Source organism: Pseudomonas sp. MWU16-30323 (genome assembly GCF_020515595.1).
GTDB lineage: Bacteria > Pseudomonadota > Gammaproteobacteria > Pseudomonadales > Pseudomonadaceae > Aquipseudomonas > Aquipseudomonas yamanorum.
The window spans coordinates 59,920-77,662 of sequence record NZ_JAIWYM010000012.1 but is presented as its reverse complement, the minus strand read 5'-3'; the positions used below and the strand labels follow the sequence as shown (position 1 = coordinate 77,662).

Here is a 17,743-nt window from a genome sequence, read left to right as displayed (position 1 = left end):
ACGCTGATCAGCCCAAGGCATGCCAGGCCGCGACGTAGGCCTGGGCGTTGCTCGCCACTTGGGCGACGCTCATGCCCGGCTTGAATAACCCGGAGCCCAGGCCGAAGCCTTTGACGCCCGCGTCGAAAAATACCTGCATGTTGTCCGGGGTGATGCCGCCCACCGGCAGCAGCACCGTGCCCGCCGGCAGTACCGCAAGCCAGGCCTTGACCACCGCCGGGCCCATTTGCTCGGCGGGGAACAGCTTCAGCACGTCGGCGCCTTCGGCCAGCGCGGCAAAGGCTTCGGTGGGCGTGGCGACACCCGGCGACAGGTACAGGCCCGCAGCCTTGGCGGCCCGCAGCACCTTGGCATCGCTGTGGGGCATGACGATGACCTGGCCGCCGGCGGCTTTCACTTGATCAACCTGTTCCGGGGTCAGCACGGTGCCGGCGCCGATCAGGCAATCGGCGGGCAGGCTGTCCCGCAGGATGCGAATGCTGGAATAAGGATCCGGTGAGTTGAGCGGCACTTCGATGACCCTGAAGCCTGCGGTGTACAACACTTCGCCGATCGCCAACGCCTCCTCCGGTCGCAGGCCGCGCAGGATCGCGATCAAACCGTTGTGTGTCAGTGCTTGCTTGAGCATGTCGGGCCTCTCGTCAGGTTGCAGGCAGCAACCCCGCCGCCATGGCCAACTGCCAAAGACCACGCTCAGTAGCCTCCTGTGCCAGGGTCACGTGGGGGAAGCCACAAAGTTGGAGTGCACGCTGGTAGCGGGTGCAGAGTTGGGTGGTGCCCACCAGCACGATGTCGCGCTGTTGGGCATTCTGGCGGGTGCGCAAGCCCATGAGTTCGTGACCGATCATCAGGCCGGACAAATAGTCGGACTGCTCCTCGGGCGCCAGCTCGCCGGTCAATCCCAGGGTGCGGGCGCTGAACAAGGTCGACAACAGGCCGGCCTGGCCGTCCGACGACAGCGCCACCTGCACGCCGCGATCAAAAGCCGCCGCCTGGAACGCTTCGGAAGGTCGCTGGGTACGCCCCAAAATGCTGTGTTGGCTGAGCACGGCAAACAGCTCGCCGGTCATGAAGGTATCGAAGTGGGTGATGCAGCCTTCCACCACCTCGACCCACTTGGAATGGCTGCCCGGCAGGCCGATCAGTACGTCGCTGCCGGTAGTGGCGGACAAGCTTTGCAGCACGCCAAGCACCTGGGTTTCTTCGCCGCGCATCACATTGGGCAAGGCGCCACGTTGGATCACGCCGGGCACGATGTGCACCGTCGTGCCCCGCAGGCTGCTGACAACATGCAGTGCCTGGCCGAGGGTAGAGACGTCGGCCGGGGTATCGCGGTAAGCCGCTTCGCTCCAGCCCTGGGCGCTGCCCACCATGCCGCAGGCGATGACGGGGAGGCCGGGCCGGGCGTCGAGCCAGTCACCGCAGGCCGCGTCGAAGGCCAGCTCAAAGCCATTGCTGCAGCGAACACCGGCAATGTCCCGGGGTTCGGTGGGCAGGTGCATGATCCCCGACGCCAGGGTGCGTCGTTCGATCACGACGCCTGCCGGGCCGAGCTTATAAGCACGAAGGGAACTGGTTCCCCAATCGAGCGCGATCAATTGCGCCTGCATCGCTTCACCTGAGTGTTCTGAGCGGATGAGGCGAATATAAACCCAAGACCGGCAAAGTCTCAATATATAAATATCAGTCCCATATATAGGGAATACACAGACTTAGAAATTCGACAGGTCCAAGGTGCGCATCGCCCCCATCCAGATCGCATGGTCGGTGTGGTCCTTGAGGTCGTCGCCGGTGGTCGGGTGCAGGAACACCACCAGGCCGTTGCGGTTGAGGGCCAGCCACGGCAGTACGACGCCGATGTATTCAGGCTCGAACGCCAACTGGCAGCTCCAGTCCGGATGCGGGCCCACCGGGCGTTCATGCACGCGGCCCATGCGCAGCGGGAACATCTGCGCGGCGTCCTCGCAGAGTTTGCGCGCCTGGTCGATGGTGCTGGCGTCGAAGTAGATATGGGCGTGGTAGCCCTTGATACGTTGCATGACAGGCTCCGGCCTCAATGATCGGCAAATCCTAGACCGCAATGGACGGCAGGGCCAGGCCGGTCAGTGATTGTGCGCTGCTGGCTTGTTCGGCCAACAGCCAGTCGACGAAACGTTCGATCAACTGGCTGCGGCGTTTGCGCTGGGGCAGCACCACGTAATAGCCGAAGCGTGAGATCACCGTGTCGCCAATCGGCCGGCACAGCCACTTTTGCTCGAGCAAGTTATCCACAAGGTGGCGCCAGCCGATGGCCACGCCTTGGCCGGCGATCGCGGCCTGGATCAACAGCGTGTAATTGTCGAAACGCAACTGGCCCGGGGTGGGCGCGGTGGTGATGCCCAGCTCGCGAAACACACCGCTCCAGTCGAACCACTGGTTGTTGTTTTGCTGGCGCAGGTGCAATAACGGAAACTCCAGCAGGCTCTGCACCGGCAGCGGCGCGCTGCGGTCCTGGAGCAACTGCGGGCTGCACACCGGGAACACTTCTTCGTTGAACAGCCACAGGCTGTCGCCCTGTTTGAAGCGGCCGTCGCCGAACAGCACCGCCACATCGATATCGCTGCGCAACGCGGCGTGGTTGCGCTCGCTGGTGACCAGGCTCACGTCCACCTGCGGGTTGGCTTCATGGAAACGGTGCAGGCGCGGCATCAGCCAATAGGCGGCGAAGGCAAAGTCCGTCGCCACCTGCAGGACTTCGTGTTGGTCCTGCTCGGCAATCGCGCTCAGGCCCTGGTTGATGCTCTGCAAGCCGGCCTGCACCTGCTCGAACAACAAGGCGCCTGCGTCGGTCAGCTCAATGCCCCGATAAATACGATCAAACAGGCGCACCTTCAGCTGTTCTTCCAGGCGCTTGATCTGCTGGCTGATGGCCGGCTGAGTGGTGCCCAGTTCCATCGCCGCCGCCGTAAAGCTGCGCTGGCGCGCTGCGGCTTCAAACGCGCGCAGCAGATCGAGTGACAGGTTACCGAGGGATTCATACATACGCGGGGCTTATCCTAGACATTGCTTCTCATGGGCTTTACCACGTTTTCCATGGCCTGCATGCTCATTCGCATAAACGTTGACTATGGAATGCCGCGAAACCATGAAGCGCAAGAACATTCTTTTTATCATGGCCGATCAGATGGCCGCGCCGATGCTTCCGTTCTACGGTCCTTCGCCTATCAAACTGCCGAACTTGAGCCGCCTCGCCGCTGAGGGCGTGGTGTTCGACGCCGCTTACTGCAACAGCCCGCTGTGTGCGCCATCGCGCTTTACCCTGGTGAGTGGGCAGTTGCCGAGCAAGATCGGCGCCTACGACAACGCGGCCGATTTCCCCGCCGACGTGCCGACTTATGCCCACTACCTGCGTCGCCTCGGCTACCGCACCGCGTTGTCGGGCAAGATGCATTTTTGCGGCCCCGACCAGCTCCACGGTTATGAAGAACGCCTGACCAGTGACATCTACCCGGCCGACTATGGCTGGGCCGTGAACTGGGATGAGCCGGACGTGCGTCCCACCTGGTACCACAACATGGCGTCGGTGCTGCAAGCCGGGCCCTGCGTGCGCACCAACCAGCTGGATTTCGACGAAGAGGTGGTGTTCAAGGCCCAGCAGTATCTGTTCGACCATATCCGCGAGGACGGCGACCAGCCGTTCTGCCTGACCGTGTCGATGACCCACCCACACGACCCGTACACCATTCCCAAGCCGTTCTGGGACCTGTACGACGACAACGACATCCCGTTGCCCACAACGCCGCCACAAGCAGATCTCGACCCTCACTCCCAACGCCTGCTCAAGGTCTATGACCTGTGGGACAAGCCGCTGCCGCTGAACAAGATCCGCGATGCGCGCCGCGCCTACTTCGGCGCGTGCAGCTACATCGACAGTAACGTCGGCAAGCTGCTGCAAACCCTGGAAGACACGGGCCTGGCCGATGACACCCTCATCATTTTCTCCGGCGACCACGGCGACATGCTCGGCGAGCGCGGGCTCTGGTACAAAATGCACTGGTTTGAAATGGCCGCCCGGGTGCCGTTGCTGATCAGCGCGCCGGGGCAGTTTGCGGCCGGGCGAGTAACCGCCGCCGTGTCCACCGCCGACCTGCTGCCCACCCTGGTGGAACTGGCCGGCGGCGAGCTGGACCCGAGGCTGCCACTGGACGGCCGCTCGCTGGTTTCGCACCTTCAAGGGCAGGGCGGGCACGACGAAGTGTTCGGCGAGTACATGGCCGAAGGCACCATCAGCCCGCTGATGATGATTCGCCGTGGCGCCTACAAGTTCATCTACAGCGAGGACGATCCTTGCCTATTGTTCGATGTGCACAACGACCCGCACGAGCAGGAAGAACTCAGCCAGTCACCGGAACACCGGCCACTGTTCGAGGCGTTTTTGCGTGAGGCGCGGGCCAAATGGGACATCCCGGCGATCCACCAGCAGGTGCTCGCCAGCCAACGCCGTCGCCGCCTGGTGTTCGAGGCGCTGACCCAAGGCAAGCTGAAGAGCTGGGACCACCAGCCACTGGTAGACGCCAGTCAGCAATACATGCGCAACCATATCGACCTCGACGATCTGGAGCGCAAGGCACGTTTTCCACAACCCTGCCAAAACCAATAAAACTGAGGGGAAGGCCATGCAAAAGTTATCCACCGTGTTGAGCGTTGCGCTGCTGGCATTGAGCAGTGCCGGCGCCTACGCGGACTCAAGCTGCGACACCGTGAAGATGGCCGATCCGGGCTGGAGCGATATCGCCGCCACCAATGCCATTACCGGTTTCCTGTTGAACGGCATGGGCTACAAGGCCAAGGTCGATACCCTTGCGGTGCCGATCACCTTTGGCGGGCTCAAGGACGGCCAGGTGGATGTGTTCCTGGGTAACTGGATGCCGGCGCAGCAGGGCTTCTACGACAAGTTCGTGGCCAATGGCGATGTGGTGCAACTGGCGAAGAACCTCGACGGCACCGAGTTCACCCTCGCTGTGCCGGATTATGTGTGGGACGCCGGGGTGCATAATTTTGCCGACCTGAACACGTTTGCCGACAAATTCGACAAGAAAATCTACGGCATCGGTTCGGGGGCGCCGGCAAACATCTCGTTGCAGGAAATCATCAAGAAAAACGACTTTGACCTGGGCCAGTGGAAGCTGATCGAGTCCAGCGAACAGGCGATGCTGGCCGAGGTGTCCCGGGCGGTGAAGAAGCAGAAATTCGTGACCTTCCTCGGCTGGACGCCGCACCCGATGAACGTGCAGCTGAAGATGCATTACCTCAAGGGCGGGGAAAAGTACTTTGGTGACACCGGCAGCGTGTATACCTTGACCCGCAAAGGGTATGCGCAGGCCTGCCCGAATGTGGGCAAATTGCTGACCAACCTGAGTTTCACCCAGGAGATGGAGAACGCCATCATGGCGGAGGTGGTGAACAAGAAGGTGAGTAATGCGGACGCGGCGAAGGCGTGGATCAAGGCGAATCCGGCGGTGCTGGACAAGTGGCTGGACGGGGTTAAAACCGTCGACGGCCAGGATGCATTGGCCGCCGTAAAAGCCAAACTCTGATGCACTGATCGTTCCCACGCTCTGCGTGGGAACGCATCCGGTGACGCTCCGCGTCACGACTCAAGAGCGGACGCAGAGCGTCCACGACGGCATTCCCACGCAGAGCGTGGGAACGATCATCATGAGCCTGATACTCTGATTCAAACCTCTTCAACCGAGTTGCCAATGCCCTGGCCCAACCGCCACACACTCTTCCCCTTCCTCAGCTGGCTCCCGCGCCAAACCCGCGCCAGCGTCGGGCGGGATGCGGTCGTCGGCCTGAGCGGCGCAGTCCTGGCATTACCCCAGTCCATTGCCTACGCGCTGATCGCCGGTCTCCCACCGGAGTACGGCCTGTACGCCGCGATCATCCCGGTATTGATCGCCTGCTTGTGGGGCTCTTCCTGGCACCTGATCTGCGGTCCCACGGCGGCGATTTCCATCGTGCTCTACGCCAGTGTCAGCCCGCTGGCCGTGCCCGGGTCCCAGGACTACATCACGCTCATCCTGTTGCTGACCTTCCTGGCCGGCGTCTTCCAATGGCTGCTGGGGATGCTGCGCTTCGGTGCCCTGGTGAACTTCGTTTCACATTCAGTGGTGCTGGGCTTCACCCTCGGCGCGGCGGTGGTAATCGCCCTGGGGCAATTGCCCAATCTGTTGGGGCTGGACCTGCCCAGCCAGGCCACGGCGATCAACAGCCTGCTGGCACTGATCAACCATGCCGGGGAATGGAATCATCCGTCACTGGTGCTCGGGCTCGGCACCTTGCTGGTGGGGGTGCTGCTGAAATTGTGGGTGCCGCGCTGGCCCACACTGTTGATCGCGCTGGCCTTGGGTAGCCTCATTCCTTGGCTATGGCCGGCGATGTTCGGGCAGGTGGCGTTGGTCAGTTCATTTGTCGGCAAGCTGCCACCGTTCAGCCCGCTGCCGATGGACCTGGACTTGGTCCTGCGCCTGCTGCCGAGTGCCGTGGCGGTGGGCATGCTGGGGCTGGTGACCAGCCTGTCGATTGCGCGCTCACTGTCGGCCCGCTCCCAGCAATTGCTCGATGCGAATCAGGAAGTGCGCGCCCAGGGTTTATCCAACATCGTCGGCGGATTTTTCTCCGGGTACTTGTCGGCGGGCTCCTTCACCCGGTCGGGCCTGAGTTATGAGGCAGGCGCCTGTTCACCGCTGGCGGGGGTGTTTTCTGCGCTGTGGGTGGCGCTGTTTGCGTTGTTCGGCGCGGCACTGATCGCCCATATTCCGATCCCGAGCATGGCCGCGAGCATCCTGCTGATTTGCTGGGGGTTGGTGGACCATCGCGGTATTCGGGCCCTGTTCCGGGTCAGCCGCGCAGAGTTCGTGGTAATGGGCCTGACCTGCATCGCCACGCTGCTGCTGGAATTGCAGACGGCGATTTATGCGGGTGTGCTGGCGTCGCTGTTTTTCTACCTCAAGCGCACCTCGCAACCGCGAGTCCAGCAATGGCGTGACGGTGAGGACGATGTGCTGCGGGTCGGCGGCTCGATCTTTTTCGGCGCCAGCCATTACCTGCAAGTACGGCTGCAAAGCCTGCACGGCCAGCGGGTGGTGATCGAGGCACAGCAGATCAACTTTATCGACTATTCCGGGGTGGAGATGCTGCACCAGGAGGCACGCCGATTGAATGGAGTGGGGCGCAGCCTGGCGTTGCGCAAGGCCCGGCCGCAGGTGGTGGAAGAGTTGAAGAAACTGGAAGGGGCCGATAAATGCCCCATCCATTTCGAAGACTGAATGCAGTTAAACCTGTGGGAGCGGGCTTGCTCGCGAATGCGGTGTGACAGTCGCCGTATGTATCGACTGATCCACCGCATTCGCGAGCAAGCCCGCTCCCACATTTGGATTTGCTTCAGGCCAGTTGCCTACGCAGTTCAGCTAATACCGGGGCCGAATCCGGGCGCACGCCGCGCCACAGGTAGAACGCTTCCGCCGCCTGCTCCACCAACATTCCCAGGCCATCCATTGCCACCGCTGCGCCCTGCTCACTGGCCCAGCGGCAGAACGCCGTAGGCTCTTTGCCGTACATCATGTCGTAGCAAAAAGTCTTTCCGGGTTCGATCAGGCTACCCGCAATCGGCGGTACATCGCCTGACAGGCTGGCGGACGTGGCGTTGATGATCAGGTCCACCGGCTCACGCAGCCAGTCGAAACCGCTGGCGGACACCGGGCCGAGGTCGTCGAACAGCTCGGCAAGCAATTCGGCCTTTTCCACAGTGCGGTTGGCGATGATCAGCGAAGCCGGCTGCTCAGCCAGCAACGGCTCCAGCGCACCGCGCACCGCACCACCAGCCCCCAGCAGCAGAATGCGTTTGCCTTGCAGGCTGAACCCGGCATTCACCGTCAAATCCCGCACCAGGCCGGCGCCGTCGGTGTTGTCCCCCAACAGGCTGCCATCGGCGAGCTTGCTCAAGGTATTCACCGCACCGGCCCGTTGGGCCCGTTCGGTCAGGGTGTTGGCCAGGCGATAGGCCTCTTCCTTGAACGGCACGGTGACGTTGGCACCACGGCCTTGTGCGAAAAATGCTTTTGCACAGCCGGTGAAATCCTCCAACGGCGCGAGCAAGGTGCTGTAGTCCAGTTGCTCGCCAGTTTGTTCGGCGAACAGGCGATGAATCAGTGGCGACTTGCTGTGGCCGATGGGGTTGCCGAAAACGACATAACGATCCATCAGACCGCCGCCTTGGGCAGCACGCCCAGCCAGTCGCGGTCTTGCAGGTAGTAGTCGGTGAGACGCGCTTCTTCACTGTCGGGCGCGGCTTTCCAGTCATAGCTCCAGCGCACTTGCGGCGGCAGCGACATCAGGATCGACTCGGTGCGCCCGCCTGATTGCAGGCCGAACAAAGTGCCACGGTCATAGACCAGGTTGAACTCGACGTAGCGGCCACGGCGGAATTCCTGGAATTCGCGCTGCTGCTCGGTATAGGCCATGGCCTTGCGGCGCTGGACGATTGGCAGGTAGGCGTCAATGTAGGCGTCGCCGATGGCGCGCATGAAGGCGAAGCTGGTGTCGAAGTCCCACTCGTTCAAATCATCGAAGAACAAACCGCCGATGCCCCGGGGTTCGTTGCGGTGCTTGATGTGAAAGTAGGTGTCGCACCAGGCCTTGTAGCGCGAGTACACGTCCGGGCCAAACGGCGCGCAGGCCTGCTCGGCGACGCGGTGCCAGTGGATGCAGTCTTCTTCGTTGCCGTAGTAGGGCGTCAGGTCGAAGCCGCCACCGAACCACCATACCGGCTCTTCGCCTTCTTTTTCAGCGATGAAAAACCGTACGTTGGCGTGGGAAGTCGGCACATGGGGGTTGTGCGGGTGGATCACCAGCGACACGCCGAGGGCTTCAAAACCGCGACCAGCCAATTCCGGGCGATGGGCACTGGCGGACGGTGGGAGGCCGCTGCCAAACACGTGGGAAAAATTAACGCCGCCTTTTTCGATCACCGAACCGTTTTCGATCACACGGGTACGACCACCGCCGCCGGCAGGCCGGGTCCAGGCGTCTTCGATAAAGCGAGTGTCCGTCTCAAAGGTTTCCAGGGCGCTGCAAATGCGGTCTTGCAGGTCGAGCAGGTAGGCTTTGACAGCCTCGGTGCGGGTAGTCATGACATCACCTTGAATCGGGCAAAGCTACGCGAGGCCATTGGGCGTCGGCGGCAAATGGGCGCACAGGATACCACTGCACCCACTACTGCCACAGTTGACGAAGATCAAGCTTAGGAGTCCGATAGGGGGCTACGCGAAATGACTTAAGGAGAGTGCAGATGGCCAAACGTATCCAGTTCCGTGCCCATGGCGGCCCCGAAGTACTTGAGTATGTGGACTACACCCCGGCAGAACCCGGCCCGCAGCAGGTTCGCGTGCAGAACAAGGCCATTGGCCTGAACTTCATCGACACGTATTTCCGCAGCGGCCTGTACGCGCCACCGGCCTTGCCGTCGGGCCTGGGCGCTGAAGGCGCTGGCGTGGTTGATGCGGTGGGTAGCGAAGTCACTCAATTCAAGGTCGGTGATCGCGTGGCTTATGGCAGTGGCCCGCTGGGTGCGTACAGCGAATTGCATGTGCTGCCGGCTGCCAACCTGGTGCACCTGCCGGACGACATCAGCTTCGAACAGGCCGCCGGCGCGATGCTCAAGGGCCTGACGGTGCAGTACCTGTTGCGCCAGACCTATGAGTTGAAGGGCGGTGAAACCATTCTGTTCCACGCCGCGGCCGGTGGCGTGGGCTCGCTGGCGTGCCAATGGGCCAAGGCCTTGGGTGTGAAGCTGATCGGTACCGTCAGTTCGCCGGAAAAAGCAGCGTTGGCCAAATCCCTTGGTGCCTGGGAAACCATCGACTACAGCAAGGAAAACGTCGCACAGCGCGTGCTGGAACTGACTGACGGCAAGAAATGCCCGGTGGTGTACGACGGTGTAGGCAAGGACACCTGGCTCACGTCCTTGGACAGCGTGGCGCCACGCGGGTTGGTGGTGAGTTTTGGGAATGCTTCGGGGGCTGTGGATGGGGTTAACCTGGGGATTCTGGCGGCGAAAGGTTCGCTGTATGTGACCCGGCCGACCCTGGCGACTTATGCCAACAACCCGGAAAACCTGCAGGCAATGGCGGATGATCTGTTTTCGATGATCATCAGTGGCAAGTTGCAGATTGATATTAATCAGCGGTTTTCGCTGGGGGATGCGGCGAAGGCGCAGACGGAGTTGTCGGCGCGGCGGACGACTGGGTCGACCATTCTGTTGCCATAGGGCGTTGGATTTTCAGCGGGTTTGAGGGCCTCTTCGCGAGCAAGCCCGCTCCCACATTTGAATGCGCTCCGCCTTTGGAATGCGGCCGAATGTGGGAGCGGGCTTGCTCGCGAATGCAGGCGACTCGGTCTCAGGAAGGGCGCACAACCTCACCCGTCGCCAGATCCCGAATCAGACTCGGATTCTTCCGCCCCCCAAGATTCCCGCCCAACACTAGATCCACCTGCCCACGGAAATACTGCTCCACACGAATCCGCGTGCGCGCCGCCGGGCGGCCCTGTGGGTTGGCCGAGGTGGAAATCAATGGCCCGACCAGCGAGCACAGATCCCGCACTTGCGGATGATCAGTCACCCGCAACGCCACTGTGTCATGCACCCCGGTAATCCACTCGGGCAACAAGTCCTGATGGGGCACCAACCACGTATTCGGGCCAGGCCAGGTACTGGCCATGCGGTCCATCCACTCATCGGGAAAGTCTTCGAAGAGAAAATCGAACTGACGGATGTTGTCGGCAATCAGGATCAGCCCCTTATCCACAGACCGGCCTTTGATCGCCAGCAACCGATCCACGGCCTCTTCGTTCCAAGGGTCACAGCCCAGGCCCCAGACTGCCTCGGTTGGATAGGCAATCACCGCGCCTGCGCGAATTTCTCGTGCGGCTTCTCGCACACGCCACCTGTTGACCATTACTCACTCTCCGGACTAAAGCTCTGCGCAGTTTACCGATCTTCGTTACAAAACCTAGCCGCGCGCAAGCCAGCGCCCGCTTTCGCAGATTACCCGGCCTTCCAGCTCCAGTTCCGTCAAGCTGGCCAGCACCTCGGACAAGGCCCTCCCGCTGGCAATCGCCAAGGCTTCACTGGTGTGGGGCGCCGCGTGCAACAGCGCCACCAGTGGGTGAGTGACCGCAATCGGCGCCGGGCGGGACAGTGCCTGCCAACCGCGCAGGTTTTCGAAAATGTGTTCGATGGTTTCCACCAGCACCGCACCATCTCGAATCAATTGATGGCAGCCTTTGGCCCCGGGGTGATGGATCGAGCCGGGGATGGCGTATACCTCGCGGCCTTGCTCCGCCGCCAACCGAGCAGTGATCAGCGAACCGCTGGCCATACTGGCTTCCACCACCAGCACCCCAAGAGACAGGCCGCTGATTATGCGGTTACGTCGCGGGAAGTTACCGGCTTGTGGCGGGGCGTCCAACGGAAACTCGGAAACCACGGCGCTGCCTTGGGCAATCATCGCTTCGGCCAAGCGTCGGTGGCGCTGTGGATAAAAATTTTCGAGCCCGGTGCCCAGTACGCCAATTGTATGTCCACCGACATCCAAAGCCGCCTGGTGAGCAGCGCCGTCGATACCCAGGGCAAGGCCACTGGTGATGACAAAACCGGCACTCGCCAGGCTGCGGGAAAACGCGGCGGCGGTGTCCATTCCTGGCCTGGAGGCACGACGGCTGCCAACCATCGCCAATTGCGGTTTTTCCAGAATCGCCGGGTTGCCGGCGACGAATAATAGCGGGGGCGCGTCATCCAATTCTGCGAGCAATGCCGGGTAGTCGGGTTGGTCCCACATCAGCAAATGCTGGGCCGGACGCTCCAGCCAGGCCAATGCCGCACTGGCGCCATCACGTACTTCCTCGCAACGCCGGGCATCGGTGCTGGCCACCTTGAGGCCAAGAGAACGCCAGGCACTCGCCGGTGCGCTGATGGCTTTTGACGCAGAACCAAAGGCCTCGATAAGTTTTTTAAAGCCCTTGGGACCCAGTTCCGGCAGCCTGTGCAAGCGTAGTCGGGCTTCCAGTTCTGCTGGGGAAATTTCGCGGTTATTCGTCGGTAACATTTGATCGTCCTTGATCGGAACAAGCTGTGGATAACTCTGTTGGTAACTTATTTAGCAACCTAATTATTGCCTTTGATCAGGCGCCTCAAAACGGTCCATTACCGCCAGCGAACGCGACGCGCTGAGCACCAGGCCGTAGCTGAGCTTTTCGTAGGTGCGAAACACCAATAGCTTCCCGGCAGGTTCGTCAGGCACCTTCACCGGAGCGCCGGTCACTTGATCGCGAAGGGTTTCTCCGGCTTTCACCACGGCCAGCACATGACCTTCCATCAGGCCGTCACGGCGTCCCTTGTTCAACGTCACGGCATCCAGCACGCCGACCTGCGTCACGCCCCGGGGCACGTCAATGATGTGCCCGGCAATGGCGCGGGCAGGCCACTGAACCACCAAACTGGCCAGGTCGGTGGCTGCTTGCTGGCTGAGCAACCGGTCCCCGGGACGCACCTCCTGGGTCACCCGCTGCACACCCAATGTGCTGACGTCGCCCGCTGTCACAAAACGTGCGGTGCCAATGTCGTCAGCGTTGATGCCCAGCAATTCCTGGCTATCAGGGTCGGTGTAGGCCTTGCCCCGGCGAAAGATTCCATAGCTTGGGACGGCAGGGTCCAGTACGCCCCGCGCATAAACACGCTCGCCATTGGCGCCCAACACTCGGCCGGCATCTGCTGCAACAATATAGGGAGCGTGGTCCAGTTCCTGGGGCGAATCGAGAATGCGGTTGTGCAGTAAAAAGCGCTGGATGGCTTGTTGCGTATGAAGCGGCAGCGGTTGACCCGCCTGTGGAAAGCTCGCGGGAACCTGGCCAACAACGGCCTGGGCCCACAGCAGCAAGACGAGTAGCGATTTCCTCATGGGGTGAATCTCCTTTATTATGTGCATTCGCGTGAAACGCCTTGGCCTTCGCGGCTCTCGGACGTTCTCCCACGGCACTTACTCCGGTACAGCAGGGGTCCATCCCCGGCGCCGACTTGCCTTTACCTCACATGTGCAGCAATTACGCTTATGGCTATTTTGAACATCCTCGAATTTCCGGACTCACGCCTGCGCACCATCGCCAAGCCAGTGGCCGTAGTGGACGCCAAGGTTCGTCAGTTGGTCGATGACATGTTTGAAACAATGTATGAAGCCCCAGGTATCGGCCTCGCCGCGACCCAGGTCGACGTGCATCAACGCGTCGTGGTCATGGACCTGTCCGAAGACCGCAGCGAGCCCCTGGTGTTTATCAACCCTGAGTTCGAAACCCTGACCGACGAGATGGGCCAGTATCAGGAAGGCTGCCTGTCGGTGCCGGACTTCTACGAGAACGTCGACCGTCCCCAGCGCGTCAAGATCAAGGCCCTGGACCGTGACGGCAAGCCGTTCGAGATGATTGCCGAAGGCCTGCTGGCGGTGTGCATCCAACACGAATGCGACCACCTCAACGGCAAGCTGTTTGTCGATTACCTGTCCACGCTTAAACGCGACCGGATCAAGAAGAAGCTGGAAAAGAAGCATCGCCAGCAAGCTTGATTCCCTTCTTTCAAAGGCTTGCTCCGGCAAGCCTTTTTCTTTTGTGAGACGTTTCCCATGACCGAGCCACTGCGCATCGTTTTTGCCGGCACCCCCGAATTCGCCGCCGAACACCTCAAGGCCCTGCTCGCCAGCCCGTATGAAATCGTGGCGGTCTACACCCAGCCCGATCGCCCGGCCGGTCGTGGGCAAAAGCTGATGCCCAGCCCGGTCAAGCAGCTTGCACTTGAGAACAACATTGTCGTGCTGCAGCCGCCAACCCTGCGCAACGCCGACGCCCAGGCCGAACTGGCTGCGCTGAAGCCGGACCTGCTGGTGGTAGTGGCGTATGGTTTGATCCTGCCCCAGGCCGTGCTGGATATCCCGCGCCTGGGTTGCATCAACAGCCACGCCTCGCTGCTGCCTCGCTGGCGTGGTGCGGCACCGATCCAGCGTGCCGTTGAAGCCGGTGACGCCGAAAGTGGTGTGACCGTGATGCGCATGGAAGCGGGCCTGGACACCGGCCCGATGCTGTTGAAAGTTATCACCCCGATCACCGGTCAAGACACCGGCGGCAGCCTGCACGATCGCCTCGCCGAAATGGGCCCGCCGGCTGTAATCCAAGCCATCACCGGCCTGGCCACCGGCACCTTGGAAGGCGAAGTACAGGACGACAGCCTCGCCACCTACGCCCACAAACTGAACAAGGATGAAGCCCGCATCGACTGGAGCCGCCCGGCCGTTGAGCTGGAACGCCTGGTACGCGCCTTCAACCCGTGGCCGATCTGCCACAGCACCCTCAATGGCGAAGCCTTGAAAGTACTGGCCGCCACCTTGGCCGATGGCAAAGGAGCCCCCGGCGAGATCATCGGCGCCAGCAAGGACGGCCTGCTGGTAGCGTGCGGTGAACAGGCGCTGTGCCTGACCCGTCTGCAATTGCCCGGCGGCAAGGCGCTGAACTTCAGCGATTTGTTCAACAGCCGCCGTGAGAAATTTGCCGTAGGTATCGTCCTCGGCCAAGCGGTGGACGCTCAATGAACCCACGTCTGGCCGCCGCCAAGGCCCTGGCCGCCGTACTCAACGGCAAGGCTTCCCTCAACAGTTCGTTGCCGACCCAACTGGATAAAGTCGAAGACCGTGATCGCGGCTTTACCCAAGACCTGGCTTTCGGCACCGCCCGCTGGCAGCCACGTTTGTCGGCGCTGGCGGCCAAACTGCTGCAAAAGCCGTTCAAGGCGGCAGATGCCGATGTCGAAGCACTGCTGCTGGTGGGCCTCTATCAACTGCTCTACACCCGCGTGCCGGCCCACGCCGCCATCGGCGAAACCGTGGGTTGCGCCGACAAGCTGAAAAAGCCCTGGGCCAAGGCCTTGCTCAACGCCGTGCTACGCCGCGCCCAGCGCGAAAGCGAAGCGCTGCTGGCCGAGCTGGAACATGATCCGGTGGTGCGCACCGCTCACCCGCGCTGGCTGCAAAAATCCCTGAAGGCATTCTGGCCCGCGCAATGGGAAGCCATCTGCGCCGCCAACAATGCGCACCCGCCGATGATCCTGCGGGTCAATCGCCGTCATCACACCCGCGACGCTTATCTCACGTTGCTTGGCGAAGCCGGTGTAGCCGCCACGGCCTGTGTCTACAGTCAGGACGGCATCGTTCTTACAGAACCGGGTGATGTCCGTAACTTGCCCGGGTTCGCCGAAGGCTGGATCAGCGTGCAGGACGAAGCCGCGCAACTGGCCGCTGACCTGCTGGACCTGGCGCCTGGCCAACGAGTGCTGGACGCCTGCTGCGCCCCCGGTGGCAAAACCTGCCACATCATGGAAGTGCAAGCGGACCTGGCCGGCGTCGTCGCCGTCGACCTGGAAGCCAAGCGCCTGGTGCGCGTGCGGGAAAACCTCGCGCGTCTGGGCCTGAGCGCCGAACTGATCGCCGCCGACGGCCGCGACACCGCCACCTGGTGGGACGGCAAGCCCTTCCAGCGCATCCTGCTGGACGCCCCGTGCTCCGCCACCGGCGTGATCCGCCGTCACCCGGACATCAAACTGACCCGCCAACCCGACGACATCGCCGCCTTGGCCGTGCTGCAAGGCGAGTTGCTGGACGCGCTGTGGCCGACCCTCGAAGTCGGCGGCATCCTGCTGTACGCCACCTGCTCGACGCTGCCCACCGAAAACACCGAAGTCATCGAAGCCTTCCTGGCCCGCACCAGCGGCGCACGGGAACTGGACCTCGACATCCAGGCCGGGATCAAGCAGCCTCATGGCCGCCAGTTGCTGGCCCAGGAAGGCGGCCACGACGGGTTCTATTACGCCAAGCTGATCAAGATTGCCGCCGCTCGCGGCTGAATGGTTTTAAGGGAGTGACCGGATGAAAATCATCATCCTCGGCGCAGGGCAGGTCGGCGGTACGCTGGCCGAGCATTTGGCCAGCGAAGCCAACGACATCACCGTGGTCGACACCGACGCGGAGCGCCTGCGGGATTTGGGCGACCGTTTGGACATCCGTACCGTACAGGGCCGTGCCTCGTTTCCTACGGTGCTGCGCCAGGCCGGTGCCGACGATGCCGACATGCTGGTGGCGGTCACCAACAGTGACGAGACCAACATGGTCGCCTGCCAGGTCGCCCATACCCTGTTCCACACCCCGACCAAAATCGCCCGGGTGCGTGAGGCGGCCTACCTGACCCGCGCCGGGCTGTTCGACAACGACGCGATCCCGGTGGACGTGCTGATCAGCCCGGAACAGGTGGTGACCCACTACATCAAGCGCCTGATCGAACACCCGGGCGCCTTGCAGGTGATCGACTTCGCCGAAGGCAAGGCGCAGCTGGTGGCGGTCAAGGCGTACTACGGCGGGCCGTTGGTGGGCCAGCAACTGCGCCAGTTGCGCGAGCACATGCCCAACGTCGAGACACGGGTGGCGGCAATCTTCCGTCGCGACCGGCCGATCCTGCCTCAGGGCGATACGGTGATCGAGGCTGACGACGAGGTGTTTTTCATCGCCGCCAAAGCAAACATTCGCGCGGTGATGAGCGAAATGCGCCGTCTGGATGAGACCTATAAACGCATCGTCATCGCCGGCGGCGGGCAGATCGGCGAGCGCCTGGCCGAGGCCATTGAAAGCCGCTATCAGGTGAAGATCATCGAGATGAATCCGGCACGCTGCCGGTATTTGTCCGACACCCTCGACAGCACCGTGGTCCTGCAAGGCAGTGCCTCGGACCGTGACCTGCTGCTGGAAGAAAACATCGCCGACGCCGACATCTTCCTGGCCCTGACCAACGATGACGAAGCCAACATCATGTCGTCGTTGCTGGCCAAGCGGCTGGGGGCGAAGAAGGTGATGACCATCATCAATAACCCGGCCTACGTCGACCTGATCCAGGGCGGCGATATCGACATCGCCATCAGCCCGCAACTGGCAACCATCGGCACCTTGCTGGCCCACGTGCGGCGCGGCGATATCGTCAGCGTGCACTCGTTGCGCCGGGGCGCGGCGGAAGCCATCGAGGCGATTGCCCACGGCGACTCGAAGTCGAGCAAGGTGATTGGCAAGGCGATCCGCGATATTGGCTTGCCGCCGGGTACTACCATTGGCGCAATCATTCGCGATGAAGAAGTGATCATCGCCCACGACGACACGGTGATCGCCACGGGCGACCATGTGATTCTGTTCCTTGTGGATAAAAAACATATCCGCGATGTGGAGAAGCTGTTCCACGTGGGCCTGAGCTTTTTCTGATCAAACGGAGTGACCGACATGCTCGAATCCCTGGAAAAAATGCTCGCCAAGGGTGTGGATAATTCACTGCTGCGGTTTGGTTTGGGCAAGGGTTATCTGGATCTGAAGGACAATGCCAAGGCGGCGGAGCATTTGCAGAAGTGCGTCGAGTTTGATCCGAAGTATTCGGCGGCGTGGAAGCTGTTGGGCAAGGCGCAGTTGGGGCAGGGTGATAATACTGCGGCGCGGTTGGCGTGGGAGCAGGGGATTACAGCGGCCCAGGCCCATGGCGACAAGCAGGCCGAAAAAGAAATGACGGTGTTCCTGAAGAAACTCGACCGCCAAGCCTGAAGAGATTCCTGTGGGAGCTGGCTTGCCTGCGATGCAGG

The 17,743-nt window shown here is 61.9% G+C and carries 18 protein-coding genes; 9 read left to right on the top strand and 9 right to left on the bottom strand.

The features are described 5' to 3' along the window. Positions 1–7: 7 nt before the first annotated feature. The 4 genes from LIY45_RS16150 to LIY45_RS16135 form a co-directional block, all read right to left on the bottom strand. Positions 8–628, bottom strand: a complete 621-nt coding sequence (locus LIY45_RS16150; RefSeq protein ID WP_003213643.1) for a 2-dehydro-3-deoxy-6-phosphogalactonate aldolase — start codon at positions 626–628, stop codon at positions 8–10. Positions 629–641: 13 nt separating this feature from the next. Next, entirely contained in the window at positions 642–1,610 is a 969-nt protein-coding gene (locus LIY45_RS16145) for a 2-dehydro-3-deoxygalactonokinase (protein WP_226476903.1), read from the bottom strand. Positions 1,611–1,712: 102 nt separating this feature from the next. Continuing rightward, complete coding sequence (locus LIY45_RS16140) at positions 1,713–2,039, bottom strand: DOPA 4,5-dioxygenase family protein (RefSeq protein ID WP_226476902.1); 327 nt, start codon at positions 2,037–2,039, stop codon at positions 1,713–1,715. 31 nt (positions 2,040–2,070) lie between these two features. Next, positions 2,071–3,021: a LysR family transcriptional regulator gene (locus LIY45_RS16135; RefSeq protein WP_226476901.1), complete on the bottom strand. Its 951-nt coding sequence runs from the start codon at positions 3,019–3,021 to the stop codon at positions 2,071–2,073. Positions 3,022–3,124: 103 nt separating this feature from the next. Here LIY45_RS16135 and betC point away from each other — a divergent pair, with 103 nt between their 5' ends. From betC to LIY45_RS16120, 3 genes are all read left to right on the top strand, one after another. Continuing rightward, positions 3,125–4,639, top strand: a complete 1,515-nt coding sequence (gene betC / locus LIY45_RS16130) for a choline-sulfatase (protein ID WP_226476900.1) — start codon at positions 3,125–3,127, stop codon at positions 4,637–4,639. Positions 4,640–4,655: 16 nt separating this feature from the next. After that, the gene (gene choX / locus LIY45_RS16125; protein WP_226476899.1) at positions 4,656–5,576 is read left to right on the top strand and encodes a choline ABC transporter substrate-binding protein; all 921 of its coding nucleotides are present in this window, start codon (positions 4,656–4,658) and stop codon (positions 5,574–5,576) included. A gap of 165 nt (positions 5,577–5,741) precedes the next feature. Then, positions 5,742–7,310, top strand: coding sequence for a SulP family inorganic anion transporter (locus tag LIY45_RS16120; RefSeq protein WP_226476898.1), 1,569 nt, complete (start codon positions 5,742–5,744; stop codon positions 7,308–7,310). A gap of 115 nt (positions 7,311–7,425) precedes the next feature. On the opposite strand, the gene aroE is transcribed toward LIY45_RS16120, so the two are convergent. Beyond that, positions 7,426–8,244, bottom strand: a complete 819-nt coding sequence (aroE, locus tag LIY45_RS16115; RefSeq protein ID WP_226476897.1) for a shikimate dehydrogenase — start codon at positions 8,242–8,244, stop codon at positions 7,426–7,428. Beyond that, positions 8,244–9,173, bottom strand: a complete 930-nt coding sequence (gene hemF / locus LIY45_RS16110; RefSeq protein ID WP_017477929.1) for an oxygen-dependent coproporphyrinogen oxidase — start codon at positions 9,171–9,173, stop codon at positions 8,244–8,246. The genes aroE and hemF overlap by 1 nt, the downstream gene beginning before the upstream one ends. 158 nt (positions 9,174–9,331) lie before the next feature. On the opposite strand from hemF, the gene LIY45_RS16105 reads away from it, so the two are divergent. Continuing rightward, positions 9,332–10,309, top strand: coding sequence for an NADPH:quinone reductase (locus LIY45_RS16105; RefSeq protein WP_226476896.1), 978 nt, complete (start codon positions 9,332–9,334; stop codon positions 10,307–10,309). 130 nt (positions 10,310–10,439) lie between these two features. Here the strand turns inward: LIY45_RS16105 and LIY45_RS16100 are convergent, their stop codons facing one another. The 3 genes from LIY45_RS16100 to LIY45_RS16090 form a co-directional block, all read right to left on the bottom strand. Beyond that, positions 10,440–10,997, bottom strand: coding sequence for an L-threonylcarbamoyladenylate synthase (locus LIY45_RS16100; RefSeq protein ID WP_003213622.1), 558 nt, complete (start codon positions 10,995–10,997; stop codon positions 10,440–10,442). Positions 10,998–11,051: 54 nt separating this feature from the next. Further along, a complete protein-coding gene (gene dprA, locus LIY45_RS16095) occupies positions 11,052–12,146 on the bottom strand; it encodes a DNA-processing protein DprA (RefSeq protein ID WP_226476895.1) in 1,095 nt (364 codons plus the stop codon). A gap of 63 nt (positions 12,147–12,209) precedes the next feature. Beyond that, positions 12,210–12,998 carry a peptidoglycan-binding protein gene (locus tag LIY45_RS16090; RefSeq protein WP_226476894.1) on the bottom strand — a complete coding sequence of 263 codons (789 nt, stop codon included), beginning with the start codon at positions 12,996–12,998 and terminating at the stop codon, positions 12,210–12,212. Between the two features lie 150 nt (positions 12,999–13,148). Here LIY45_RS16090 and def point away from each other — a divergent pair, with 150 nt between their 5' ends. From def to LIY45_RS16065, 5 genes are read left to right on the top strand one after another with little or no spacing between them, the layout of a single operon-like run. Further along, positions 13,149–13,655, top strand: coding sequence for a peptide deformylase (gene def, locus LIY45_RS16085; RefSeq protein ID WP_003213617.1), 507 nt, complete (start codon positions 13,149–13,151; stop codon positions 13,653–13,655). Positions 13,656–13,712: 57 nt separating this feature from the next. Next, positions 13,713–14,672, top strand: coding sequence for a methionyl-tRNA formyltransferase (fmt, locus tag LIY45_RS16080; RefSeq protein ID WP_226476893.1), 960 nt, complete (start codon positions 13,713–13,715; stop codon positions 14,670–14,672). Then, positions 14,669–15,979, top strand: coding sequence for a 16S rRNA (cytosine(967)-C(5))-methyltransferase RsmB (gene rsmB / locus LIY45_RS16075; RefSeq protein ID WP_226476892.1), 1,311 nt, complete (start codon positions 14,669–14,671; stop codon positions 15,977–15,979). Before fmt ends, rsmB begins: the two co-directional genes overlap by 4 nt. Before the next feature lie 22 nt (positions 15,980–16,001). After that, positions 16,002–17,375, top strand: coding sequence for a Trk system potassium transporter TrkA (gene trkA, locus LIY45_RS16070; RefSeq protein WP_003213611.1), 1,374 nt, complete (start codon positions 16,002–16,004; stop codon positions 17,373–17,375). An 18-nt stretch (positions 17,376–17,393) separates the two neighbouring features. Then, positions 17,394–17,705, top strand: a complete 312-nt coding sequence (locus LIY45_RS16065; RefSeq protein WP_226476891.1) for a hypothetical protein — start codon at positions 17,394–17,396, stop codon at positions 17,703–17,705. The last annotated feature ends 38 nt before the right edge of the window (positions 17,706–17,743 follow it).